We start from the raw sequence: 24,406 nt of genomic DNA, 5'->3' as shown, positions 1-24,406 counted from the left end.
GGGCCGTGCCTGACTCTGATGTTCTGATCGCCACGCACTATACGTGGTTACCGGCTGACAATGGATTACGTTAAATTCAGGATTGCGTTAAGTTTCGTCCAGTCCAGATACTCGTCACACATGCTGGCAAGCCGCGCGATTTCCCGCTCCTGTTGAACCTCGTAAGGCACGGCTAAATCTGTTTTTAATCCTGCCCAGTCAATAATGTGCTGCAACGCTTCCGGCGAATCAAAAATGCCGTGTAAGTAAGTACCTGCTACCTGATTATCGTTGCTGATACAGCCATCTTGTCCGCCATTTTTTAGTATGGCAAAGGGCGACTGCCCCGGGGAAACGGTGCTTCTTCCTGCATGGATTTGATAGCCGCTGACAGGAATACTGTCTGCCTGATGCAAACAGAGTTGTCCTTCGTCACGGGTCAGTTGCTTTTCTTTTTCGAGACGGGTGGAGACGGGCAGATATCCCAGTCCCTGACTGCTGCCGGCTTTATCTTCTATTCCGTCCGGGTCGTGAATGTCTGTGCCCAGCATTTGATAGCCGCCGCAAATTCCCAGTACTTTTCCCCCGTAGCGCAGATGCCGGTTAATATCGTGGTGCCAGCCGCACTGGTGTAATAATGCCAGGTCGCCGCGAACATTTTTGCTGCCCGGTAAAATGATGAGATCAGCGGGGGGCAAGGGACTGTGTTGCGGCACAAACTGCAGGTTGATTTGCGGATGGGTGCGCAACATATCGAAATCTGTATGGTTGCTGATGCGGCTGAAAACCGGCACAACCACGTTCAGAACCGCCTGTTCAGGGTTTGTATACTGAGAGGCCTGAATGGCATCTTCAGCGGCCAGTTGCAGGTTGTGCAGGTAAGGCAGTACCCCTAAAACCGGTTTCCCGGTCTTCTTCTCAAGCCATGTCAGTCCTGATTCCAGCAGACTGATATCGCCGCGGAATTTGTTGATCACCATGCCGCATATTCTTTCACGCTCACTGCCAGAGAGCAGCGCAAGAGTGCCCACCAGTTGGGCAAACACACCACCCCGGTCAATATCAGCAACCAGAATAACCGGACAGTCCGCAGCTTCGGCAAAGCCCATATTCGCAATGTCACGGTCGCGCAGATTAATCTCTGCCGGACTGCCTGCACCTTCAACAATTACCCGTTCATACTTAGCGGTGAGTCTGCGGTGCGATGCCATGACGGCTTCCATGGCGATGGTTTTGTACTGGTGGTAGGGCGCAGCCTGCATGTTGCCAATGGCTTTACCATGCACAATTACCTGTGCGCCTGTGTCGGAAGATGGCTTCAGCAGAATAGGGTTCATATCCGTGTGCGGTGCAATGCCCGCTGCCTGTGCCTGCACTGCCTGCGCACGGCCAATTTCACCACCTTCTGCTGTTACCACACTGTTTAAGGCCATGTTTTGCGGCTTGAAAGGGGCTACGGTGTATTGTCTGTTCTTCAGACACCGGCACAGGGCGGCAACCAGCATACTTTTTCCGGCATCGGAAGATGTGCCCTGAACCATTAACGTGGTATGACTTTTATATCCCATTTATCTGTCTGCTCCGTTTACAGCCGGTGGCGGTACGCCAATGAACTGAATGGCAGGCAGGGCATCAGCATAATCGCCAATAGTTATCCGGGTCAGACTACCGTAGCCGATAGTCAGGTGTTGATATACGCTGGCCTGTTGCCAGTCGATATTCAGTAACCGGGCGATGATCTGGCGAATCACACCGCCATGGGTGACAACCAGACAATGTTGCCCTTTTACATCGTGCAGCAGGGTATGCCAGGCGTCCATCACACGTTGATGGAATTCTGCAAGGGGTTCTCCTCCCGGCAGCGGACAGGCAACCGGTTGTTGCCAGAATGCTTCCATCGCCGGCCACTTATCTCCTGCGTCATCAAAGGGCAGGCCGTCCACATCACCAAACCGGCATTCTGCGATGCCGGACAGCAAAGACAGTGGAGCTGTCAGGGCTTCACTTAATGCCACTGCACCTTTGCGGCAGCGCTGCAAAGGAGAGGAAATGAGCCGCTCTGCGCCGCTGACATGAGGCACTTGAGACATCATCTGCTGTAAACCGTTGTCACTGAGAGGCACATCGGTTTCGCCGTAAAGTGCCGGTTTCCCTGCTACTTCGCCGTGTCTGATTAAGTCGATTGTGGTGATCACTGTCCGGTTCCTTTTTTCAGTGACAGGGGCAGACCGGCAGCCACAAAAGTCACGTTGTCAGCCGCTAAAGCCACCGCCTGATTCAGCCAGCCGGCAAGATCGACAAATCTGCGGCTGACAGCATCAGCAGGAATGACGCCAAGACCCACTTCATTCGCCACCACGAAGGTAGGGCCGGTACGGGTACTGAGTACATCTGTAAGTGCGCTGAACAGTGCCGTAAAATCCTGATCCGGATAATGATACAACTGATTATTGAGCCACAGTGTCAGGCAGTCGGTAAGCACGATATCGTCTGCAGGCAGTGCAGCCAGCGCCTCTGCCAGTAACAGCGGCGCTTCAACAGTTTGCCAGTGTGCTGGACGGTCCTGGCGGTGGCGTGCAATACGTAACTGCATCTCCTCATCCAGGGGCGTCGCTGTAGCGATGTAGTGAACTTGTTGCACACTTTGTGCAGCGGCTTGTTCTGTAAGAGTCTGTGCGTAGCGGGATTTGCCGGAACGGGCGCCGCCGGTAATAAAATGGATCACAGGGTACCTCCGGCTACGGCTGCGAAGAACAGATAAATCAGCAACTCCTGGCATTGTTGGGCTGCGCCGAGGGTATCACCGGTAAACCCCTGAATGTGTTTTTGCATACGATTTTTCAGCACGCTGCGCATCAACAGGCAGGCTGCAAGCAGCAGCAGACTGTGCGCTAACGGAATAAACAGCAACATCAGACCGCCGGTAATAAACAGAAATGCCATTGAAGCTGTATTGTAAGGCACTGCAAACGGCATGCTCTTGCTGGCTTTACCGCTGAGATCGCCGGTGGCATAGGGAAGATGCTGCACATGGCTTAACGCGAATGCCCTTGAAAGCGGAACGGCGGTCAGTAATGCCGGGAGCAGCGCATCCTGTGCAGCCAGTACCGACAGCAGTAACCATTTGCCCACCAGTGCGCCGGTGAGTGCGCAAACACCGTAAGTACCCAGCAGGCTGTCTTTCATGATTGTCAGTTTGTGTGCTCTGTCCCGGCCGCCGCCGAATGCATCGGCCGTATCGGCAAGACCATCCTCATGGAAGGCGCCGGTGAGCATAAGGCTGAGTGCAATCATCAGAAAAACACTGATTTCAGGGGCGAAGACTAACGACAGCACACTGTAAAAAGCATAGAGAATAAGGGCGACTAGCCAGCCGGTAAGCGCAAAGTATTTACCGGCATCGTGCATGGCTTCGTCGCTGTAGGCTACATATTTGCCCACAGGGATACGGGTGAAAAAACTTAACGCCAGCAGAAAACTGGCAGTATGCCGGTTAAACCCGGAAATGCGATGACTCATTTACAGCACCACTTTCGCACTTTCAAAAGAGGCCATGTCGTTATAGAAGGACGCAGCAGCTTTTAACAGCGGTAACGACAACGCCGCGCCGGTGCCTTCGCCCAGCCTCAGGCCTAAATCCAGCAAGGGCGTGGCATTCAGTTGCTCCAGCACAAACTTGTGCCCCCGTTCCGCTGAGCAGTGACAAAACACCATATAATCCCGCACTTCGGGGGCAATTTTTGTCGCCAGCAGCGCCGCAGCCGAGACAATAAATCCGTCGACCAGAATGAGCTTGCCCGCCTGTGCGGTTGCCAGCATTGCGCCTGCTATCTGCCCGATTTCAAAGCCGCCGGTGTGAACCAGTGCCTGTTCAGGACTGACGGGTAAATTCCCGCAGGCAGTTTCAGTTCTGGCCATTGCCTGTTCCAGCAAGTTTTGTTTCACTGTTAACTGAGAGTCGTTAATGCCGGTGCCTTTGCCGGTCAGATTTCTAACCGGTTCGCCGGTGAGTGCGCTGATCAGAGCGGCTGCCACACTGGTGTTGCCAATGCCCATTTCGCCAAAGCCCACCACATTGCAGCCTTTACCGGTAATGCATTTAGCCACGTCAGCACCATGCAGGATGGCCAGTTCGGCCTCCATGTCAGACATGGCGGGTTGACGGGAGATGTCATGACTACCGGAAGCAACCCGTTTAACGATGTAATCTTCATGGGATACCGGGAGGGCTTTAATCATCCCGCAATCTATGACTTTCAGAGCCAGCCCGTTGGTGGCACAAAAGGCATTGATGGCTGCGCCGCCATTGAGGAAATTCAGCACCATCTGCTGAGTCACAGTCTGCGGGGCAATACTGATATTATGGGCAGCAATACCGTGGTCGGCAGCGAACACCAGCATGGCCGGTTGAGTAATGTAGACAGGTTGGATCGTTCCCTGCCATTGCATCAGCGCCAGTTGCAACGCCAGTGACTCAAGTTGGCCCAGTGCTCCCGGTGGCTTGGTTTTGCCATCTATATGCCCGCGGATCAGCGGTTCCGGTTCGCGGTTTAATGGCGGGACTGACCAGAATGTACTTTCAAATATCGACATAAATTATGACTTGTCCTCAGGTCTGACGCTGTCGCATGACCAGCAGAAAGAAAACACTGCCGATGGCCGACGTGATAATACCGATGGGAATTTCCCTTCCGGTAAAGGCAGTGCGGGCGAATACATCTACCCACACCATGAAAAATCCGCCGAGCAGCGCGCAACCAATAAACAGGATGCGGCTGGTGACGCCCAGCCAGTGCCTGACAATATGCGGGATCATCAGTCCCACAAAACCAATGCCACCGCAGTAGGAAACAATGGCCGCTGTCAGAGCGGCGCAAAGGAGTAAACATAAAACGCGCATCCTGGTGACGTTTACGCCCAGCGTACGGGCACTTTCATCGCCCAGCAGTAACGCATCAATCTGCGGTCCGTAGAGGTACAACACGCCGGTACTTACTGCCACAATCAACAGCATGGCCCAGGCATACCAGCCTTCCACCCGCGCCAGCGATCCCATGAGCCAGAACACCACCTGGTTGGCAGCGAAAGGGTCACCGACAAACAATAAAAACTGGCTGAGTGCACTGAGCATGAAAGACACGGCAACACCAGCCAGTAACATGTGTTCTATGCGTCTGCCGAAAGTAGTGTGTGACAACACCTGCACCAGCAGCACAGCCAATACCGCTCCGGCTAACGCAGATGCGGGCAGGGCGATGCTGTACATTTGTGCCGGAAAACCGGCTTCGCTGCCGGCAGGGCTGTTAAACAGCAGGGCGGCAACGGCTGCGCCAAGTCCTGCGCCTGCAACAACGCCGAAAAGATAAGGATCGGCCAGGCCGTTCCGTGTGACATTCTGCAGTGTTGCGCCGGCTACAGACAAACCTGCACCCACAAGAAAGCCGGTGAGTACGCGGGGAGCACGAATTTCCATAAAAATGGCTTGATCAACCGGATCGGCACATTTTGCAAATACGCACTGAAAAATCGTATCTGCGGATAATGATGCTGCACCAAAAAACAGTGACAGAACAGGGGCTGAAAGTGCCAGTAATACCAGCAGGAACCATTTAAACTTCATGGGATTGTCCTGAATGCTGTTGCCATTGATGCTCAGTATTTTGTGGCATGAACTCTACACGGGCAGAGCCGGGTGAATGGCCTTTATGGACGGTACAGGGGATCCTGAATGTGGCACTCAGCCTTTCTGCTTCCAGGACCTGTTCCGGTGTGCCGGTGGCAATGGCTTTACCGTTGTTGAGTAAAACAACGTGATCGCAGTAGGCGGCAGCCAGATTTAAATCATGCAAACTGACAATCACGGTTTTCCCGTGTTGCTGACAAAGGCTGTGCAGCAAATGCAGAACCTGGTGCTGGTAATACACGTCAAGATGATTAACCGGTTCATCCAGCACCAGTAGTGATGCGCCCTGTACAAGAGCTCTGGCGATAAGGCACCGTTGTTGTTCACCCCCGGACAACTCACTGAAAAACTGGTCCCGTTTGTCGCTCAGGCCCACATCATTCAGCGCGCAGTCCACCACCTGCATGTCTGCTTTGGTGTAACGGGACAGCAGGTTTTTATGGGGAAGCAAGCCCATGGTAACCACCTGACGACTGGTGAGGGCAAATACCGTATCGTTTACCTGATTGACCACGGCGATTTGTCTGGCGAGTGCCTGAGGAGAAAGGGTATTAAGGTGCTGGCCCTGCCATATTACCTTGCCTTCACTTTGCCGCTGGCCGGTGAGGATTTTCAGTAAACTGGTTTTACCCGCCCCGTTAGGGCCCAGAACACCGTGAAACTGACCACCGCAAAAGGATAAGGTCATATCATCAAGAATGACTTTGTCACCGGCTTGTAACCGGATGGCTTCAGTTTTTAAAGCCGTGGTTGTGGTCATGGTGTTCTGCCGCGTCAATCCGGGCGCAGGAGAAAACACCGGTCAGAACCGGTACAGGCAAGGTCTCCTGCCAGAAGATGTGGCAGAGACAGTGTCACTGTCTTCGTGTTTTCCCGCACGAGTTAAGTATTTAAATGGTTATATTTGCACCTTGATGTCTGTCAAAAGGCGCAAGGCCGGAGTTTGGTATCTGACTTTGCTGACAGGCAGCATTACAGTTGCGGGTACAGTTCCGGATTTTCACCGGATTCCCAATCAGGCTGCTCATTATCTGATGAGTACAGCACCTCCGGAATGTGTGCCGGAGTCTAGCAAGTTTTCTGCTGGCTGACGAGTTCGCTGATACATATATCAACGATTTACCTGCCTGTTCATGCCACAATACTTTAGGAGAGAAAACGTATGACAGAAGAAACGCCTGTATATGACCTGTTTCAATAAAATCGCATTTGCAGGATGCAGATTACTTATTCTGCTGATATATTTTCATTAACACGCTTTAATGATGGCCTGGTCGTTCCACTGCGAAGGATTGCCGGATTTCCACATACCTCTCGGCTACTCTATGCTTTCAGGCAAGTGGCTTACAGACACTAAAAAGGTAGGTATATGTCAACACAAAACGCGCTTCTCACGATTCTTGTTGAAAAGATTAATAACGATACACTGGTACTGCCCACTTTACCGGCCATTGCGCTGAAAGTCCGTAAGGCAGCAGATGATCCGAACGTGAATCTGAATGCCATGGGAGACGTTATCGGCAAAGATCCTTCTTTAAGTATGCGGATGATCAAAATTGCCAACAGTGCATACCTGGGTCGTACAGTTAAAGTCACATCCATCGGTCAGGCGGTAACCCGTATCGGCCTGCGCCAGATAAAGAACATTTCCACTGCGCTGGCAATGGAACAGTTGTTCGTGTCTAAGAATGACGTGGTTGCCAAACACCTGAAAAAAGAATGGGCTTCAACGGTTAATGTAGTGGCCTATTCTATGGCGACGCTGCAGCTTTACATCAACCGCACAAAGAACCGTGAGCTGAGCCTGGACACCATGACCCTCGCTGCACTGGTTCACAACATTGGCGTACTACCTATTCTCACAGAAGCTGAACGCCACGAAGAGGTGTTTGCGAACCCGACCTTCCTGAATGTTGCCATTGATAAGTTGTCCGGCCGGATTGGCGGCAGCATCATGCGAGCCTGGGATTTCAGTGATGATTTCACCGTGGTAGCCGAGCAATGGCGGGATCTGTCAGTCATACCGGAGAAGCTGTCTTATCTGGATTTTGTCCGTGTCGGTGCAGCGCTGGCGGGTAAAATGGAAGGTCAGAAAGATGCCGTTCTGAATCTGGCAATTCAGCGTGGCGTAATTGAAGACATTAAAGAACTGACCACTGACGAATATAAAGAAATGTGTGTTAACGCCAAGCAAGTCTTCGCCTGAGCTTAACCGCAATACCCGACCGGCAGCGCTGTTGCCGGTCTGAATCTTCCGCTCATCCCCGACAACATCCACGTCCTTTCTGACTTTTTCTGTTCATATTCCTGTTCTTTCGTTTACAGGTATTCCTTTTATCCCGGACAGAGACGTTTTCGGGTGAACGATGAATTCGTTTGTGCGCTATAGCGCACAGTGATAAACTCTGTTGCCTTTAATGTGCGTTATAGCGCACGTTTCAACTTGACGGAGAATATCGTGTCCACATCATCACTTCCAAAGCTGAGCCATATAACTGCCGGACTCACCGCTGTTATTGTGGGGTACAGCAGTGCAGTGGTGCTGGTAATAAAGGCTGCTCAGGCTTCCGGAGCAGATGCGGGCATGATTGTCAGTTGGTTGCTGATGCTTGGACTGGGTATGGGCATTACCTGTATCGGCTTTTCCTGGTTTTATAAGGTGCCGGTGGTTACGGCATGGTCCACGCCGGGCGCTGCTTTTCTCATTGGTGCTGCAGGCGGATTTTCGCTGGCAGAAGTCATCGGGGCTTTTGTCATCGCGGCATTGCTGGCACTTATCGCCGCCCGGAGCCGCTTTATTACTACGCAAATTGAGCGCATCCCGTCTGCGGTGTCTTCGGCCATGCTGGCGGGCATTCTACTGCCGGTATGTCTGGGCATATTTTCTGACGCGCCGGAGCATCCGCTTCTGGTGGTTATCTTTATCAGTGTGTATTTGCTGAGTACGGTATGGTTTACCCGCTACAGCATGCTGATATTGCTCGCCGTGGCACTGGTTGCTGGTATGTGGGTGGCCGGTGAGCCCGCAATGGCGTTTGAGTGGGCCTGGCCGGTGCCTGTTTGGGTCGCCCCGGTATTTACCCTGTCAGCGACTGTGAGTCTGGCAGTGCCGTTATTTCTTATCACGCTGTTATCGCAGAATTTACCTGGCATCGCTATCTTAAAAAGTTATGACTACCATCCGGATGTGAGACAGGTTCTGTCAGGGGTGTATGTGGTCAATCTGATCACTGCACCTTTCGGGGGTTTTGCACTGAATCTGGCAGCCATTACTGCGGCGATTTGTATGGGGGAGAACGCGGGAACAGACCGCCAGCAACGTTATAAGGCCGGAATCATGGCCGGTGCAGGTTATATACTCTTTGGTGTACTGGCTTCGCTGGTGGTGTATTTGTTCAGCCAGATGCCGCTGGTGGTTGTGCATCTGCTTGCCGGACTGGCTTTATTCAGCACATTACAGGCATCATTGATCAAGGCGCTGGATGATCAGGCTCACCGTAAAGCGGCTTTGTTGACTTTTCTTTGTTGTGCATCCGGCATCACTGTGGCTCAGCTTGGGGCACCGGTATGGGGATTACTGGCTGGTTTATGCGTGCTGGGGCTGGATAAACTGCAGGCCCGCGTTAAATCAAAGCGGGCCTGAGCCGGGTAAGCTTAACGTTATTCGTCGTTAAGCTTCAACGTGGTACGCATGAAATCGAGGAACTGACACAGTTCGGCTGACATCAGTGCAAACTCTGCATCCATACGGGCTTCAACCTGATCTTTAGGAATATCTTCAGATTCTTCTTTTAAACGGTCAGTAAATTTCACCCGCTTAAATGAACCGTCTTCCGCGATGGTCGCTGTGAGTACTTCCTGCCAGGCGAAGCCGACTTTCTGAACCAGCTTGCCGTTGTCCAGGTGCATAGTGATTTCTTCGCTGTCCAGAGGCTGGTTTTTACAACGGATCACACTTTCCAGATCGTCTGTCGACTTCAGCTCTGCTTCTTCAAGCAGTTCAATACCTTCCGGCGCGCCATCTGTCAGCCAGTGGGTCAGCTCTGATTGCAGGCTGCGGCGGGCCAGTGGTACGACAGGCAGTGACGAAATGGCTTTACGGACCAGAGCGAGCCAGGCTTCAGCTTTACCGTCTGCAGACGCGTCTATTACGACCATTTTTTCAGGAATAGAAATGAAGCCATGGGTGTACGTGTTACGCACGAATGCCTGTGGCAGCAGTTGGAAAATGATTTCCTGCTTCAGATCCTGCTGTTGTTTTTTGCCCACCGGTGAACCGGTTTCCGCTTCAATGTGTGCGACCTTGTCTGCCAGTTCAGCATTGACCACTGAAGAGGGGAGAATTTTTTCCTGTTTCTTTACCGTGATCCAGTAGCGTTCCTGCACTTTGTGGAACATCACGCCTTCTTTTCCGGCCTGAGAGAAAGGCGAAGCAAAGCCCATAGTGGCGGTGTCCTGTTTACCACAGGGACGGAAAGCGTTATCCATCAGCATTCGGCTGAGATCATCATCGTCCAGAGAAAGTGGTTGAGTAAGCTGATAGGCTTTGAGGTTTTTGAACCACATAGAAAATACGTCCTGATCCAGATTGTTTTTATTAAGGGCGGCAAGCGTACCAATGCCAGCGATTTGCTGCAACGCCGGGCTATGGTTTTTAGTAAAGATCAGGCGTGTTTATCAGGGAAGCGGATAACGTAGCGGAGGCCTTTTTCCGGTTCGCTGAAGGCTTCAATTGAACCGTCCAGCGTCTGGGTAACCAGGTTAAACACAATATGTGTACCCAGACCACTGCCACCCTGGTTTCGTCGGGTTGAGTAGAAGGCGTCGAATAAATGAGTTAAAGCCTCTTTACTCATTCCTTTACCATCATCCTGATATTCCATCACGATATGACCGCCATCACGGGACACGGCCAGCGAGATATGTCCTTCTTCTATATGCTCAAAGCCGTGCATCAATGAGTTGATCATCATATTGGTGACAATCTGGGCAATGACGCCGGGCGCGCAGAGGATCTCAAGATCAGCAGGACACTGAATATTGACCTGATGTCTGGTGTTCTTAAAGGTAGGTTTCAGCGACTGTAAAATTTCATGCAGGTAGCTGTTCAGATTGAAAAGGCGCTCTGCTTCACTGGTCTGATCTACTGCGACCTGTTTAAAACTGGCAATCAAATCAGATGCCCGGTTCAGGTTGCTCAGTAGCAGGGTGGACGCCTGTTCGGCTTCATCTATGAAAGCATTCATGGACTTGTTCGATAACGTTTTGTCATCGAAGGCGGCCCGTAATGATACCAGGCGCTCATTCAGGTAACTGGCAGCGGTAACACTCACGCCGATGGGGGTATTAACGTCATGGGCGATACCGGCTACCAGACCGCCCAGTGATGCCATGCGCTCAGATTCCACCAGTTGATCTTTGATCAGATTGAGCATTTCCATATTTCTTGCCAGTTCAGTATTCCGCTTCCGCAATTCATCTTCAATGTACTGACGGTTTTCGTTTTCCTGGCGCAGTTCCCGCTGATTAGCGATGAGCTCATCTTTTTGTTGTTCAAGATCGAGCATAATTTGCGATAAGGATGCGGTTTTTTTTGCAACTTCCTGCTCCAGGATGAGGTTCTGATCATCCAGTTTTTTATTCGCCTGGCGCAGAGCTTCCCGGGTACCTTTCAGCTTTTCCTGGGAGTCGACGAAGTCGTCGATAACCTGATTAAAAGACTGTTGCAGCATGCGTAATTCGTTGTCTTCGCCGTCTGTCACCTGAATTTTAGAATCTTCCGGATGTTCAGGATCGAAAGTCGTCATTTGCCCGGTCAGTTCTGCCAGTGGCTCAGAGAGCATATGTTTAAAGGCCGTCATGAACAGAAATATCAGAAAAGCGGTTTTTACAATGGCATTACCGATAAGGAAGAAAATACCGACTTCGATGCGGCTTAAAATGATGTCGAAGCTGGAGTAGAGGGTTACATCACCGACGAAAGACTCCCGGCCGGAAAACTCAAAAATGAGCGGGAAGCTGTAACTGAAAATACCGCCGGGGTGGTCCTGCATGATACCTGTTTGCACAGGGCTGCCGTTGCTCGGAATAGTCTGACCTTCATCGGCCACCAGATCGCCGTTTTCATCCCTTACCTGAACGCCTTCAATAGTAGGGAGTTTAGTCAGGCCTTCTGCAATGATGCGGGCCTGAACCTTGTTCAGTTCCCAGTTGGCCCGTGTCAGGCTTTCTGCAAAGGTATTTTTGAGGGTACGGAGTTCACTTTCGATGTGATTTTTTGTACTCAGATACTCAGTGAAAATTTGTCCCACTGTAACGATGAGTGTCAGGATGAAATACACCGACAGTACCCGCGTGAGCAGCTTGCGCGACAATCCTGTCTTAACTGTGGCCATCCAACCGTAACCTCACCGTGAAATCCTGATTCCTGCTACACAGAATAGGCGTAAAAGCTTGAATTAACAAGCGAGATGATATTCGACAAAAGCATAAAAAACCGTAATCTCCTTGACACATAAATGTAATCGTTTTAATAAAACTGTCACAGATCACCTTAATAATAGCGGCGTTTTGTTATGAGCAGGAAAATATCAATGTCCCGTACTGTCTTGATAGTGGAAGACGAAGCGCCAATTCGCGAAATGCTGAAATTCGTTCTTGAGCAATCAGGTTTTGATACCGTTGAGGCTGAAGATTTTGATGTGGCACAACAGAAAATCTGTGAACCATATCCGGATTTGATATTGCTTGACTGGATGTTACCGGGCGGTTCCGGTGTCCAGCTTGCTAAAGGATTGAAGCAACATGAGTTTACCCGTGATATTCCCGTTATAATGTTAACGGCACGGGGTGAAGAAGAAGATAAAATCCGCGGGTTAGATGCCGGTGCCGACGATTACGTCACCAAGCCATTCTCTCCCAAGGAACTTATCGCCCGTATTAAAGCGGTAATGCGACGTGTGACACCGACGTCCAGTGAAGAGCCTATTGAGTTTAATGGTCTGAAACTGGAGCCGATTTCTCACCGTGTTATGGCGAATCATGATCCGTTGGATATGGGGCCTACAGAGTTTAAGTTACTCCACTTTTTCATGACTCATCCGGAGCGGGTGTACAGTCGTGAATTGTTGCTGGATAACGTGTGGGGCACGAACGTCTACGTTGAAGACCGTACCGTTGATGTGCACATCCGTCGTTTACGGAAAGCCATTTCTAAGCACGGACATGACGCGATGATTCAGACAGTACGTGGTGCAGGTTACCGGTTCTCTACCAAATTGTAATCTGACGGCGCACCGGCATACGTTGCGTGCGCCGCCCGACATTGTCACAATAGCCTTCACATTAAAATAAGGCCTTCAATTACATGTACTATCCTTTTTCCTGGCTGAGAAGCGCAATTCGCCTGCTGGCCTATTTGCTCGTCTTCGCGCTGGTGGGGTTGTACCTGGATGACATGTTATTCGCCATTACGCTGGGCGCGCTGGGGCTGCTGATAATCAACTACTGGCAGCTTTTTAAGCTCAACCGCTGGTTATGGCATAGCCGGAAAATGTCTCCGCCCACGGTCAGCGGGGTGTGGGAGCATATCTACGAAGGTATTTATTATCTCCAGCGGCGAAACCGCAATAAAAGGAAAGAACTCGGGGAGCTGGTAAAGCGTTTCCGTGAAGGGTCGGAAGCCTTACCTGATGCCGCAGTGGTGGTGGATTCCAAGGCCTGTATTATCTGGTGCAACCGGCTGGCAAGACTGGAAATGGGGCTTAAATGGCCCGGCGACGCCGGCGCACGTATTGATAACCTTATCCGGCATCCTGAATTTATAGAATATTTTCATGCCGGCGATTTCAGCCATCCTATCGAAGTACCCGCACCGGCAAACCCCAGTAAAACATTCGAATACCGGATCATGCCCTATGGGGAAGAGCACCTGTTGCTGATTGCCCGTGACGTGACCCGTGTTAGCCAGTTAGAAGAAATGCGTAAGGATTTCGTGGCAAACGTTTCACACGAATTACGCACGCCGCTCACCGTGATCTCCGGTTATCTGGAATTGTTACCGGATAATGAAGACAATCCCATGGTGACCAAAGCGCTCAAAGAAATGAACGCCCAGACTCACAGAATGCAAAACCTGATTGAGGATCTGCTGGTATTGTCACGCATCGAAGCCAGCTCTGAGCGTATCTACGAAAATAAAGTCAATATGCCTTCCATGTTCCGGCAACTGGAAAAAGAAGCGCAGACACTTAACGCAGAAAAAGGTCATACCATACGCTTCCATATCGACCCTGAACTCTGGGTTTTCGGGGTGGAAACAGAACTTCGCAGTGCCTGTTCTAACCTGGTGTTTAATGCTTTGCATTACACGCCGGCCGGGGGCGAAATTGATGTTTACTGGAAACGGGATGATCACGGCGCGTTATTTGCGGTGGTGGATAACGGTGACGGTATTGAGCAGAATCATCTTGCGCGGCTGACTGAGCGTTTTTATCGTGTGGATAAGGCACGTTCCAGAAAAACAGGTGGTTCCGGTCTGGGCTTATCTATTGTGAAACACGTGCTCAGCCATCATAATTCGCAGCTGGATATCACCAGTACAGTAGGCGAGGGGAGTCAGTTTTCTTTCCTGCTGGACGAAGAGTTAATTACGGAGAAGTCATGAGCCGGTTTACGGCCTTAGTTCTGTTCCTTTGCTGTTCTGTTATCTTCCGGGCCCATGCCGCTGAGCCTGTGCCGGAATATAGCCGCAGCCCGGGCGTGGCAGGGAAAATTACCTCCGTAGGGTCTGATACGCTGGCCAACCTGATGACCCTTTGGTCGCAGGAGTTCATGGAAATGTATCCGCAGGTGAAGTTTCAGATCCAGGCTTCCGGTTCTTCTACTGCGCCGCCGGCGCTGACAGAGGGCACGGCGACGATCGGCCCCATGAGCCGTGAAATGAAACCTTCGGAAATCCGCGATTTTGTCCGTGAGCATGGTTATCCGCCTACGGTGCTGAAAGTGGCCATGGATGCCATTGCCATTTTCGTCGAGCGTCGTAATCCGGTTGAAGGCCTGACACTGGAGCAGGTTGACGCTATCTTTTCTGCTACCCGTTATTGTGGCGCCGGCTCACCGGTGACAGACTGGTCAGAACTCACCGGGAATTCAGCAAACAGCCCTTCACCCATTCGCCTGTTCGGGCGAAATTCTGTTTCCGGTACTTACGGCTTGTTTAAACTCATGGCGTTATGTGACGGAGATTTCAGGACGACAGTGAATGAACAGCCCGGTTCTGCTTCCGTGGTACTGTCGGTTGCAACCAGTCAGCATGGAATGGGGTACGCGGCCTACGGGTACAAAACCGCCGGTGTAAAGGCGCTGTCAATTGGCGAAAGCGTGGATTCACTGGTGCCCTTGACCACAGAGACTGTACGTAACGAAACCTATCCTTATGCCCGCTTTCTCTACCTGGTAGTGAATAAAGCGCCGGGTAAACCTCTGCCCACACTGGAGCGGGAGTTTCTGAAGTATGTACTGTCAACACAAGGGCAGCTGCAGGTTCAGCGTGACGGCTATTTTCCTGTCAGGGAAGATGTATTACTTCGCCAGCGCCGTCTTCTGGACAACGTTCAGCGTTAAAAACGCCATGATGGCTGTCATTTTTCCTTCATACTTTCGTTTAATTGTTACCGGCAGATTCGCCGGACTGCCGCTTTTTTAACGCTAAACAACGTATCCAGCCTTTAATTCCCCCTGTGACGGGAAATAATAAATTAAGCAAAATCATATACTAAGATTTTTAATCATCCTACAGGTCTGATTTAGATACTAAAAGTTCACTTTTCACTGTGAAAGTTTTGTGACAACGCAGAAGTGTAACAAATGTGTCATTTAGCTTAGGTAAAGTGCCTGCGTTTTCTAAATCCATAATTATATTTGCACTTGGAGAGATGAATGGAACTTAAGCACTTATTTCAGGCTTCAGCAATCGCAGCAGCGCTTGTTTTAGCCGGCTGTGGTGGTGACATCAATATCAGCGAAGGCGACATCGACAACAGCGTTACAAATAACAACGGAAGTAGTGGCGATTCTGGTTCAGGTGATTCTGGCGATACTGATACTGCACCCGGCGAAGTGAGCTCAGGTCTGAGCACTCAAGTTTCAACTGCATTTGGCAGCGACGTCACTGTTCGCGTACTGTCTGGTCGTTTAACTGCTGATGACGCAGACGACAGCGGTAACATTACTCTGACTAACGACACCGTATGGGCGCTAGACGGCGCGGTTTTCTTCGGTAGTGACAACGCAGACAGCGTAAACCTGGTTATTGAGCCGGGCACAACTATCTTCGGTCGCAGCGGTAACGACTACATGGTTGTCAGCCGTGGTTCTACTATTGAAGCAAACGGTACTGCAGCAGCACCGGTAATCCTTACCTCAATTGAAGACGTAGTTGGCGGTGACGCTCAGCCTGGTCAGTGGGGTGGTCTGGTATTGTTGGGTAATGCGCCATCTAACCAGTGTCCTGATACAGGTGACTGTTCTCTGCAAATCGAAGGTGCTGAAGAAGGCGCGGTATTCGGTGGAACAGACGATACAGACAGTTCCGGTTCAATCAGCTACATGGTTATCAAGTACTCAGGTTTCGAAATTGCACCGGATAACGAGCTGCAAGGTCTGACTATGGGTGGTGTGGGTTCAGGTACTTCTATCGACCACATCCAGGTACACGCATCTTCAGATGACGGTATCGAATTCTTCGGCGGTAGCCCGCAACTGAAATATGTTCTGATCACTGGCGCTCAGGATGATTCATTAGACTGGGATAACGGCTTCACCGGTAAAATCCAGTATGCATTCATCGAGCATGCCACTGACGATTCTGACGCAAACCGTGGTATCGAAGCGGATAACGACGGTTCAGATCCGGCTAACGAGCCTCAATCTAATCCTATGATTGCTAACATGACAATCATTGGTAATAACTTCGACGGTGACGACGATTCAGAAGGTGTTTACCTTCGTGAAGGTACCGGCGCACAGATCTACAATATGGTTGTAACGGGTCCTGCCGGTATGGGCGAGTGTTTCGAAGTTGAAAACGTGACTGAATCTCAGGCTAACCTGGCTGACGGTACTATCACGATTCAAAACTCTGTTATGGCTTGTCGTAACGGCGAAAACTTCAAGAACGACGACGGTGCAGTTGACCTGGAAGACTGGTTCCTGAACACCATGACAGGTAACTCTGTATCTGAAGCTATTGCACTGAATGCAGACGGTTCTCCTACTTCAGGCAGCCCGCTGTTAGGTGCCGGTGCTGATGCATCTCAGATTGACGGCTTCTTCGACGCAACTGACTACATCGGTGCGTTAGACGGAACAACTGACTGGCGTGAAGGCTGGGCATTTGGTTACGGCGGCGGTGAAGTAACCGGCGTAGTTGAAACTGTAGAAGGTTGCCCTACCGGTACGTCTGAAATCACTTCTGTTGATGGTACAACCACAACATGTGAACTGTCTGGCCGTATTACTTCTGACCTGACACTGACTGAAGGCAACATGTATGCTCTGTCTGGTGCAGTATTCATCGGTAATGACAATGCTGACAACACCACACTGACTATCGAAGACGGTGTAACACTGTACGGTGCAAGCGGTAACGATTACCTGGTAATCAGCCGTGGCTCTAAAATTGATGCGCAGGGTACTGCTGCAAACCCAATCACTTTCACTTCACAAGCTGATGTGGCGTCTGACGCCGGTGAGCCTGGTCAGTGGGGTGGTCTGGTAATGCTGGGTAACGCCCCATCTAACCAGTGTCCTGAATCTGGCGCATGTTCACTGCAAATTGAAGGTGCAGAAGAAGGCGCAGTATTCGGTGGTACAGACACTGCTGATAACTCAGGGACTATCCGCTACGTGCGTATCATGTACTCTGGTTTCGAAATCGCACCGGACAACGAGCTGCAAGGCCTGACTATGGGCGGTGTGGGTTCAGGTACTGATATCAGCTACATTCAAATCCACAAATCATCTGACGACGGTGTTGAGTTCTTCGGCGGTAACGTTGATATGAAGTACGTAGTACTGACTGACAACCAGGACGACAGCATTGACTGGGATAACGGCTTCCAGGGTCGCATGCAGTATGTATTAGTGCGCCAGGCGACTGACAACTCTGATGCAAACCGTGGTATCGAAGCTGACAACGACGGTTCAGACCCGGCTAATGAGCCACAGTCTAACCCGACTCTGTCTAACGTCACTATTATCGGTAACGAGTTTGACGGTGATGACGATTCTGAAGGTGTTTACTTACGTGAAGGTACCGGCGCTCAGCTGTCTAACTTCATCGTAACAGGCCCTGCAGGTATGGGTGAGTGTTTCGAAATCGAAAACGTTAACGAATCACAAGCTAACCTGTCTGACGGTACAACAACCTTCACTAACTCGGTTATCGCTTGTGAAAACGACGAGAACTTCAAGTTTGATGACGGTGCAGTTGACCTGGAAAACTGGTTCCTGAACACCATGACCGGCAACGCAGTTGTTGCTACACAGGCTGAAGTCGTTAACGGTATCTACAGCATCACTGATGCAGTAACGCCTAAAGACTGGACTGGCGACACGTTCTTCGACAATGCTGACTTCGTAGGTGCAGTATCTGAAGACAACGACTGGACAGCTGGCTGGACTGTTGGTCTGGAGTAATCACTCCTAATCTCACCATCAGAGCAGGCACGTTGCGCTAAAAGTAACGTGCTTGCTTTTTAAGTATTAAAAGCATCGATTTTTATCGTTGTATTGTAAGAACGCTTTTCCACGAGGTTTACAATGAAAAAGCCTGCAATCAGGTTTCCTGTCAAACCACTGAGTCTGGCTGTACTGGCAACATTATCTGCCAGCATCGCGCCCGCAGTTGCTCAGGAAACCAATGACGAAGAAGTCATTGAAGAAGTGGTTGCCACCGGCACCCGCTTAAAAGGTACGGCGACTGCCGTTATGGAAGAACGTAAGAACCAGGCGTTTGTTGCGGATATCATGGGTGCTGAGCAAATCTCTCGTACCGGTGACTCAGATGCGGCATCAGCATTGCGTCGTGTAACAGGGTTGACCCTGGTTGACGGTAAGTTCATTTACGTTCGTGGTCTGGGTGAACGTTATTCATCTACCCAGTTAAACGGTCTGGCAGTACCAAGCCCGGATCCTACCCGTAACGTTATGCCTCTCGATTTATTCCCGTCTTCTATTATCGAAAGCTTATCGGTTCAGAAAGCGTATTCGCCTTCAATGCCGGCTTCGTTTGGCGGTGGTAACGTAGATATCCGTTTGCGTACCATTCCTTCCGATTTTGTGATGAGTGTGCAGGGCCAGTTAGGTTACAACTCCGATAACTTTGACGATGCCTACATGTACAATGGCGGCAGCGATGACTGGATGGGTAAAGATGACGGCACCCGTGCCATGCCTGCTGATATTGCAGCCCAGTATGCCAGCAAAGACTTTCTGGATGATTTAAGCCAGGAGGAATCTGTCGCGCTGTTTAAGCAATTAAACCGTGACTACGACCCTGTACTGGAAAGTGTTGACCCTGATATGAAAGGCAACTTCTCCATCGGTAACAGTTTCGATTATAACGACGACTGGCGTTTCGGTTTCCTTGTTGCTACCGGTTATGACCGTTCTACCAATGTGAGTGAAGAATACATCGGTGAGCAGCCACTGCGTAACGGCGATGAAATCCGTATGGTCCGTTACTACGACGAAGTGAACACTACAGAGAAATCTGTGAAGTGGTCTTCACTGTTTAACGTCGGTATCGACTATAACCGCCAGCACCGCGTGGATTACAGTGTTATTGTACTGAGCGATACCCGTGACCAGATCCGTGACATGATTGGTAATACGGCGAACATCACGTTGTCTGATAACCAGCGTGTTCGCAAATATGAAGTGCAGTACGAAGAACGTAAACTGTTCACCAATCAGATTCGTGGTACCCATACGTTCCCTGAACTGGGTTTCTTAGGGTTTGACTGGAAATACTCGTTGGGCCGTTCACTGCGTGACGCGCCGGGTAATATGGAAGCCCGCTTCCTGCTTGAAGACGAAAACCTGGATGGTATTTACGATCGTGAAACCGAAAGCAGCGTGAGTAACTCTACCGTTGCCGGACGTTATTCATTCCAGGGTCTTCATGACCGCGTAGAAAACTATGCCTACAACTTTAACTATCCGCTGATGTTAGATAAGTGGGAGATGGAATTTAAAGCGGGTGGAAATTTCCTGACCAAAACCCGTACTGCAGAAAACCGCCGTCTTGATGTGAGCACCCGTGCGTTCTCTGATACCTCATTGCTTACCGGCTATGAGTTTGACGAAGTGCTTGACGATGAAGCACTGGACAATGCCAGCTACACCACACAGAACCTGCTGCGTGACACCACCGTTGCCGGTGATGACTATGCCGCCGGTCAGAAAGTGGATTCGTACTACTTCGAAGCGGATCTGTTCTGGAACAACCTGTGGCGCTTCAGTGGTGGTGTGCGTTACGAAGACTTCCGTCAGGCTGTTGTCCCGTTCGATCCACGTACCAACCAGTTTGACTTAACTGACGATGCAGACCGTTCACAGCTGGCGTTTGCTGAAGCAGATTTCTATCCGTCTCTGGCAGTGACTTATTTCCTTGAGCAGGATATGCAGTTGCGTTTCAGCTACGGTAAAACGGTAGTACGTCCTGACTTACGTGAAGTGTCTTCCGCTACCTACATCGATCCGCTGACTGAAAACCCTGTGGGTGGTACGCCGGGTCTGGAAACCACGTCCATCGATAACTTTGATATTCGTTGGGAATGGTACCGTGAGGCCGGTAACAACCTGTCTGTAGGTTTGTTCTACAAAGACATGGATACACCTATTGAATCTGTTCAGTCACCTGCACAGGACGGTCCGCCGCTCATCCGTATCGCTAATGCCGAAACCGGTAAGATGTACGGTGTGGAAGTGGAGTTCCTGCAAGGGCTTGAGGTGATCGGTGACGGCGTATGGGACAACCTGTTCCTGTCCGGTAACCTGACGTTAAGTGACTCTGAGATCGAGCTTGATCCGGCAGCCATTGAACAGCAAACCGGTGTGTCTACATCTATCACTAATACTACGCGTGCAATGACAGGTCACTCTAAATGGGTAGTCAATACGCAGTTAGGTTACGACTCAGATAACGGCGAACACTCTGCATCTTTAGTCTATAACGTGTTTGGTCCGCGTATTCTTATTCCCGGCATCGACGGGTTCGATGACAGCTTCGAGCAGCCTTTCCACTCTCTGGATGTGGTGTACAAGTGGTACCCTGATTTTAATACCACTGTCACATTGAAAGTGCAGAATATGCTTGATCAGGAAAAGAAAATTGAGTTTGAGGACACACTCCTAAGGTCCGAAACCGTGGGAACGTCTTTCAGTCTGGCTTATCGCTATGACTTCTAAAATCAACTCAAAAAGAGCCGCATCAGCGGCTCTTTTTTCATCACCTCCCGTCGGATTATGACAGAGGAAATATGACAGTCATGTAATAAAACTGTCATAGAAAGTTCCTATCCTACGCGCAGAAATTTACGCTCGGTTAAATCCGATTCCTTTTAACAGTAAGGTTTGAATGTATGAAGCTTTTCAACTCGTTGCTGCTGGCGAGCGCCCTGACGGCCACTACCGCCATGGCACAAGACGATAGCGTCTTGAAACCCGTTGTCGATGAGGCTGCAAAAATCAATGAAAGTGCAGCTAAATCACAAGACAAAATCAACAATATCGCTGACCAAATCGATAATAAACTTCAAACGTTCAAAACGTTGAATAAAGAAATCGAAGGACTGGAAGTTTATAACAACCAGCTGCGCAAACAGATTGCCAACCAGGAACAGGAAATGGCTGATCTGAACGCATCAATCGACGAAGTCTCTGTTATCGAGCGTCAAATCACGCCGTTAATGATTCGTATGATTGACGGTCTGGAGCAATTCGTTGCCCTGGACGTGCCTTTCCTGGAAGAAGAGCGTGCCAAGCGTATCGCTGACTTAAAAGACATGATGGATCGTGCTGACGTGTCTGCCTCTGAGAAATTCCGTCGTGTTATGGAAGCCTACCAGGTTGAGATGGATTACGGCCGCACTATGGAAGCTTACACCGGTATCCATGAAATTGACGGTACAGAGCGTGACGTTGAGTTTTTACGTCTTGGCCGTACTGCACTGATTTACCAAACCCGTGACGCTGGTAAGCAAGGTGTTTGGAATAAACAAACACGTCAGTGGGAAGAACTGGACAGCAGCTACCGTACACAGATCACTAAAGGTCTGCGCATGGCGAAGAAACAGCTTGCACCAGACCTGTTAATGCTGCCTGTTGCAATCACGGACTAAGAGGTATTGACCATGTTAAAGCAGATTAAATTTTTAGCAGCTGGTCTTGCCGCTGCAACATTAAGCTTCGGTGCAATGGCAGAAAACGACCGCGCACTGGATCTTGATGCCCTGTTGAAGCAACTGGAAGAAGGCCAGTTCGCCCAATCACAACAGAATAAGCAACGTGAACAGGAATTCGCACAACAGCGTGCTCAGCAGGACCAGATCCTGGCTGATACCCGCAAGAAGCGTGATCAGGCGCTGGCGAATTCAGAAAGTCTGGAAACTCAGTTTGAAGAAAACGAATTTAAACTGGCCGATCTGAATGCCGCTCTGGATACCCGTTTAGGTTCTTTGAAAGAACTGTTCGGTGTACTGCAGCAGGTTGCCGGTGACTCCAAGAGCAAATTCCAGAACTCTGTTGTTTCCGCTCAAATCCCCGGCCGCGCTGAGTTTCTTGACAACATGGCACAGTCAATGGGTAAGAGCTCAAAGTTAGCGTCTATCGAAGAGATTGAGCGCGTATGGTTTGAAATGCAGCGTGAAATGACTGAGTCAGGCAAAGTGACTAAGTTCGACACGTCTGTTGTTGAAGCCGGCGGCGAGAAAGTTAATAAAGAAATCGTACGTGTTGGTCCGTTTGCACTGGTTGCTGACGGTAAATACCTCGACTTCAACGGCATCACCGGCACAGTAGCTGAACTGGTTCGCCAGCCGGCTGACCGTTACGGCGATTCTGCACAGGCGCTGCAAAACTCAAACGGCGAACTGGTTGAGTTTGGTATTGACCCTACAGGCGGTTCTATCCTGGGTCTGCTGGTTCAGGCACCTGATCTGAAAGAGCGTGTAGAGCAGGGCGGTGAAGTGGGCTACATCATCCTTATCGTAGGTGCTATTGGTCTGCTTCTGGCGATTGAGCGTCTTATCAGTCTGACGCTGATTAACGCGAAAGTACAAAAGCAACTTAAGCGTAAAGAAATCAAAACTGACAACCCGCTGGGCCGTGTACTGAAAGTACGTGAAGATCACCCTAATGCGGATGTTGAAGCGCTGGAATTGCACTTAACAGAAGCGATTTTAGGTGAAGTACCAAAACTGGGTCGTAACCTGACCATTATCAAGATTATCTCAGTGGTTGCGCCTCTGATGGGTCTGTTAGGTACAGTAACCGGTATGATTAACACCTTCCAGGCAATTACCCTGTTTGGTACCGGTGACCCGAAACTGATGGCAGGTGGTATTTCTACCGCACTGGTAACTACAGTACTGGGTCTGGTTGTAGCAATTCCTATGACATTGTTATACGCCATGCTGAATACCCGTAGTAAGAATATCGTGTACGTGCTGCAAGAGCAGGCGTCTGGTGTTATCGCAGAGCGCGCTGAGCGGGGCTAAGCCATGATCGCATTTCTCGAAGCCATTCGTGATTTTACAGAGACAGGGGGCCAGGTTCTTCTGGTCATCGGTCTGCTGATTTTCATCATGTGGTTACTTATTCTCGAGCGTGCGATGTACCTGCTGATTTGGCACAAGAACTTTAAGAAACAGGCCGTAGCTGAATGGAAAGCCCGCAGTGATCGTTCCTCCTGGTTTGCTGAGCAAGTACGCCAGAAAACGATTTCTGCACTGACCATTCGTTTACGGGGCAGCATTCCGATTATTCAGGCGCTGGTGGCATTGTGTCCGCTGCTGGGTCTGATGGGTACGGTTACCGGAATGATTGAAGTTTTTGATGTAATGGCCATCTCCGGCTCGGGTAACGCCCGCTCTATGGCATCTGGTGTATCTAAAGCCACTATCCCGACAATGGCGGGTATGGTTGGCGCGTTGTCAGGCGTATTCGCCTCGACCTGGCTGAACCGTATGGTGAAGACCGAACGCACACACTTAGAAGACGCCTTGATTATTGATCGCAAAGGCTAAGCCTTTCTGTCAGGAACCTTATTATGAAGCAGCATTTTCAAAATCTGATTGACGAAGAAGAAGCCACAATTGATATGACGCCCATGCTGGACGTTGTTTTCATCATGCTTATCTTCTTCATTGTAACGGCGTCTTTCGTGAAAGAAGCCGGTATCGATGTAAACCGTCCTGAAGCGGCCACCGCAGTAAAACAGGATCGCGCTAACATTCTTATCGCGATTTCTGATACCGGTGAAATCTGGATCAACAAGCGTCGTGTTGACGTACGTGCGGTACAGGCCAACATCGAGCGTCTGCATGCTGAAAACCCGCAGGGTACTGTGGTGATTCAGGCAGATCAGAAGGCCACCACCGATACGCTGATCAAAGTTATGGATGCCTCCCGTGCGGCGGGTGTTTACGAAGTTTCAATCGCAGCACAAGAGCCTTAAGC

At 50.3% G+C, this 24,406-nt stretch carries 20 protein-coding genes and 1 riboswitch; of the genes, 11 read left to right on the top strand and 9 right to left on the bottom strand.

What is annotated here, in order from left to right; translation table 11 throughout:
• Nucleotides 1-65: 65 nt before the first annotated feature.
• From AC4PME_RS07005 to AC4PME_RS06975, 7 genes are read right to left on the bottom strand one after another with little or no spacing between them, the layout of a single operon-like run.
• Nucleotides 66-1,547, bottom strand: coding sequence for a cobyric acid synthase (locus AC4PME_RS07005; RefSeq protein ID WP_491045139.1), 1,482 nt, complete (start codon nucleotides 1,545-1,547; stop codon nucleotides 66-68).
• Nucleotides 1,548-2,174: an alpha-ribazole phosphatase family protein gene (gene cobC / locus AC4PME_RS07000; RefSeq protein WP_119500116.1), complete on the bottom strand. Its 627-nt coding sequence runs from the start codon at nucleotides 2,172-2,174 to the stop codon at nucleotides 1,548-1,550.
• A complete protein-coding gene (gene cobU / locus AC4PME_RS06995) occupies nucleotides 2,171-2,704 on the bottom strand; it encodes a bifunctional adenosylcobinamide kinase/adenosylcobinamide-phosphate guanylyltransferase (RefSeq protein WP_119500117.1) in 534 nt (177 codons plus the stop codon). The genes cobC and cobU overlap by 4 nt, the downstream gene beginning before the upstream one ends.
• Nucleotides 2,701-3,498, bottom strand: a complete 798-nt coding sequence (locus AC4PME_RS06990; RefSeq protein ID WP_119500118.1) for an adenosylcobinamide-GDP ribazoletransferase — start codon at nucleotides 3,496-3,498, stop codon at nucleotides 2,701-2,703. Before AC4PME_RS06990 ends, cobU begins: the two co-directional genes overlap by 4 nt.
• A complete protein-coding gene (gene cobT / locus AC4PME_RS06985) occupies nucleotides 3,499-4,572 on the bottom strand; it encodes a nicotinate-nucleotide--dimethylbenzimidazole phosphoribosyltransferase (RefSeq protein WP_119500119.1) in 1,074 nt (357 codons plus the stop codon).
• 16 nt (nucleotides 4,573-4,588) lie between these two features.
• Entirely contained in the window at nucleotides 4,589-5,599 is a 1,011-nt protein-coding gene (locus tag AC4PME_RS06980) for a FecCD family ABC transporter permease (protein WP_491045140.1), read from the bottom strand.
• Nucleotides 5,589-6,422, bottom strand: a complete 834-nt coding sequence (locus AC4PME_RS06975; protein WP_491045141.1) for an ABC transporter ATP-binding protein — start codon at nucleotides 6,420-6,422, stop codon at nucleotides 5,589-5,591. The genes AC4PME_RS06980 and AC4PME_RS06975 overlap by 11 nt, the downstream gene beginning before the upstream one ends.
• 164 nt (nucleotides 6,423-6,586) lie before the next feature.
• A riboswitch (cobalamin riboswitch) is annotated at nucleotides 6,587-6,728 on the bottom strand.
• A gap of 303 nt (nucleotides 6,729-7,031) precedes the next feature.
• On the opposite strand from AC4PME_RS06975, the gene AC4PME_RS06970 reads away from it, so the two are divergent.
• Nucleotides 7,032-7,868: an HDOD domain-containing protein gene (locus AC4PME_RS06970; RefSeq protein ID WP_119500121.1), complete on the top strand. Its 837-nt coding sequence runs from the start codon at nucleotides 7,032-7,034 to the stop codon at nucleotides 7,866-7,868.
• Between the two features lie 252 nt (nucleotides 7,869-8,120).
• A complete protein-coding gene (locus tag AC4PME_RS06965) occupies nucleotides 8,121-9,305 on the top strand; it encodes a benzoate/H(+) symporter BenE family transporter (protein WP_491045142.1) in 1,185 nt (394 codons plus the stop codon).
• A 17-nt stretch (nucleotides 9,306-9,322) separates the two neighbouring features.
• Here AC4PME_RS06965 and rdgC read toward each other — a convergent pair whose 3' ends face one another.
• On the bottom strand, nucleotides 9,323-10,228 hold the full coding sequence (gene rdgC, locus AC4PME_RS06960) for a recombination-associated protein RdgC (protein ID WP_119503293.1): 906 nt from the start codon (nucleotides 10,226-10,228) through the stop codon (nucleotides 9,323-9,325).
• Nucleotides 10,229-10,326: 98 nt separating this feature from the next.
• On the bottom strand, nucleotides 10,327-12,057 hold the full coding sequence (locus tag AC4PME_RS06955; RefSeq protein WP_491045143.1) for a sensor histidine kinase: 1,731 nt from the start codon (nucleotides 12,055-12,057) through the stop codon (nucleotides 10,327-10,329).
• Nucleotides 12,058-12,255: 198 nt separating this feature from the next.
• On the opposite strand from AC4PME_RS06955, the gene phoB reads away from it, so the two are divergent.
• The 9 genes from phoB to AC4PME_RS06910 all read left to right on the top strand — a co-directional run bounded on the left by phoB (nucleotide 12,256) and on the right by AC4PME_RS06910 (nucleotide 24,404).
• Nucleotides 12,256-12,945, top strand: a complete 690-nt coding sequence (gene phoB / locus AC4PME_RS06950) for a phosphate regulon transcriptional regulator PhoB (protein WP_119500123.1) — start codon at nucleotides 12,256-12,258, stop codon at nucleotides 12,943-12,945.
• 83 nt (nucleotides 12,946-13,028) lie between these two features.
• Nucleotides 13,029-14,327 carry a phosphate regulon sensor histidine kinase PhoR gene (gene phoR / locus AC4PME_RS06945; RefSeq protein ID WP_491045144.1) on the top strand — a complete coding sequence of 433 codons (1,299 nt, stop codon included), beginning with the start codon at nucleotides 13,029-13,031 and terminating at the stop codon, nucleotides 14,325-14,327.
• On the top strand, nucleotides 14,324-15,286 hold the full coding sequence (locus AC4PME_RS06940) for a PstS family phosphate ABC transporter substrate-binding protein (protein ID WP_119500125.1): 963 nt from the start codon (nucleotides 14,324-14,326) through the stop codon (nucleotides 15,284-15,286). Before phoR ends, AC4PME_RS06940 begins: the two co-directional genes overlap by 4 nt.
• Nucleotides 15,287-15,601: 315 nt before the next feature.
• On the top strand, nucleotides 15,602-18,361 hold the full coding sequence (locus AC4PME_RS06935) for a beta-helix domain-containing protein (RefSeq protein ID WP_491045145.1): 2,760 nt from the start codon (nucleotides 15,602-15,604) through the stop codon (nucleotides 18,359-18,361).
• A 123-nt stretch (nucleotides 18,362-18,484) separates the two neighbouring features.
• Nucleotides 18,485-21,136, top strand: a complete 2,652-nt coding sequence (locus AC4PME_RS06930) for a TonB-dependent receptor domain-containing protein (protein ID WP_491045146.1) — start codon at nucleotides 18,485-18,487, stop codon at nucleotides 21,134-21,136.
• A gap of 173 nt (nucleotides 21,137-21,309) precedes the next feature.
• On the top strand, nucleotides 21,310-22,068 hold the full coding sequence (locus tag AC4PME_RS06925; RefSeq protein ID WP_119500128.1) for a DUF3450 domain-containing protein: 759 nt from the start codon (nucleotides 21,310-21,312) through the stop codon (nucleotides 22,066-22,068).
• A gap of 12 nt (nucleotides 22,069-22,080) precedes the next feature.
• Nucleotides 22,081-23,445, top strand: a complete 1,365-nt coding sequence (locus tag AC4PME_RS06920; RefSeq protein ID WP_491045147.1) for a MotA/TolQ/ExbB proton channel family protein — start codon at nucleotides 22,081-22,083, stop codon at nucleotides 23,443-23,445.
• Nucleotides 23,446-23,448: 3 nt separating this feature from the next.
• Nucleotides 23,449-23,973: a MotA/TolQ/ExbB proton channel family protein gene (locus AC4PME_RS06915; RefSeq protein ID WP_119500130.1), complete on the top strand. Its 525-nt coding sequence runs from the start codon at nucleotides 23,449-23,451 to the stop codon at nucleotides 23,971-23,973.
• Between the two features lie 23 nt (nucleotides 23,974-23,996).
• The gene (locus tag AC4PME_RS06910) at nucleotides 23,997-24,404 is read left to right on the top strand and encodes an ExbD/TolR family protein (RefSeq protein WP_070123859.1); all 408 of its coding nucleotides are present in this window, start codon (nucleotides 23,997-23,999) and stop codon (nucleotides 24,402-24,404) included.
• The last annotated feature ends 2 nt before the right edge of the window (nucleotides 24,405-24,406 follow it).

It is taken from the genome of Alteromonas sp. (genome assembly GCF_984505615.1).
This window is presented reverse-complemented; position numbering and strand designations above follow the sequence as displayed.

What these genes read in the sequence shown, in the direction of transcription:
- AC4PME_RS07005 (WP_491045139.1), bottom strand. Translation starts at nt 1,547, where the DNA reads ATGGGATATAAAAGTCATACCACGTTAATGGTTCAGGGCACATCTTCC.
- AC4PME_RS06990 (WP_119500118.1), bottom strand. Translation starts at nt 3,498, where the DNA reads ATGAGTCATCGCATTTCCGGGTTTAACCGGCATACTGCCAGTTTTCTG.
- cobT (WP_119500119.1), bottom strand. Translation starts at nt 4,572, where the DNA reads ATGTCGATATTTGAAAGTACATTCTGGTCAGTCCCGCCATTAAACCGC.
- AC4PME_RS06980 (WP_491045140.1), bottom strand. Translation starts at nt 5,599, where the DNA reads ATGAAGTTTAAATGGTTCCTGCTGGTATTACTGGCACTTTCAGCCCCT.
- AC4PME_RS06975 (WP_491045141.1), bottom strand. Translation starts at nt 6,422, where the DNA reads ATGACCACAACCACGGCTTTAAAAACTGAAGCCATCCGGTTACAAGCC.
- AC4PME_RS06970 (WP_119500121.1), top strand. Translation starts at nt 7,032, where the DNA reads ATGTCAACACAAAACGCGCTTCTCACGATTCTTGTTGAAAAGATTAAT.
- rdgC (WP_119503293.1), bottom strand. Translation starts at nt 10,228, where the DNA reads ATGTGGTTCAAAAACCTCAAAGCCTATCAGCTTACTCAACCACTTTCT.
- AC4PME_RS06955 (WP_491045143.1), bottom strand. Translation starts at nt 12,057, where the DNA reads ATGGCCACAGTTAAGACAGGATTGTCGCGCAAGCTGCTCACGCGGGTA.
- phoB (WP_119500123.1), top strand. Translation starts at nt 12,256, where the DNA reads ATGTCCCGTACTGTCTTGATAGTGGAAGACGAAGCGCCAATTCGCGAA.
- phoR (WP_491045144.1), top strand. Translation starts at nt 13,029, where the DNA reads ATGTACTATCCTTTTTCCTGGCTGAGAAGCGCAATTCGCCTGCTGGCC.
- AC4PME_RS06940 (WP_119500125.1), top strand. Translation starts at nt 14,324, where the DNA reads ATGAGCCGGTTTACGGCCTTAGTTCTGTTCCTTTGCTGTTCTGTTATC.
- AC4PME_RS06935 (WP_491045145.1), top strand. Translation starts at nt 15,602, where the DNA reads ATGGAACTTAAGCACTTATTTCAGGCTTCAGCAATCGCAGCAGCGCTT.
- AC4PME_RS06930 (WP_491045146.1), top strand. Translation starts at nt 18,485, where the DNA reads ATGAAAAAGCCTGCAATCAGGTTTCCTGTCAAACCACTGAGTCTGGCT.
- AC4PME_RS06925 (WP_119500128.1), top strand. Translation starts at nt 21,310, where the DNA reads ATGAAGCTTTTCAACTCGTTGCTGCTGGCGAGCGCCCTGACGGCCACT.
- AC4PME_RS06920 (WP_491045147.1), top strand. Translation starts at nt 22,081, where the DNA reads ATGTTAAAGCAGATTAAATTTTTAGCAGCTGGTCTTGCCGCTGCAACA.
- AC4PME_RS06915 (WP_119500130.1), top strand. Translation starts at nt 23,449, where the DNA reads ATGATCGCATTTCTCGAAGCCATTCGTGATTTTACAGAGACAGGGGGC.
- AC4PME_RS06910 (WP_070123859.1), top strand. Translation starts at nt 23,997, where the DNA reads ATGAAGCAGCATTTTCAAAATCTGATTGACGAAGAAGAAGCCACAATT.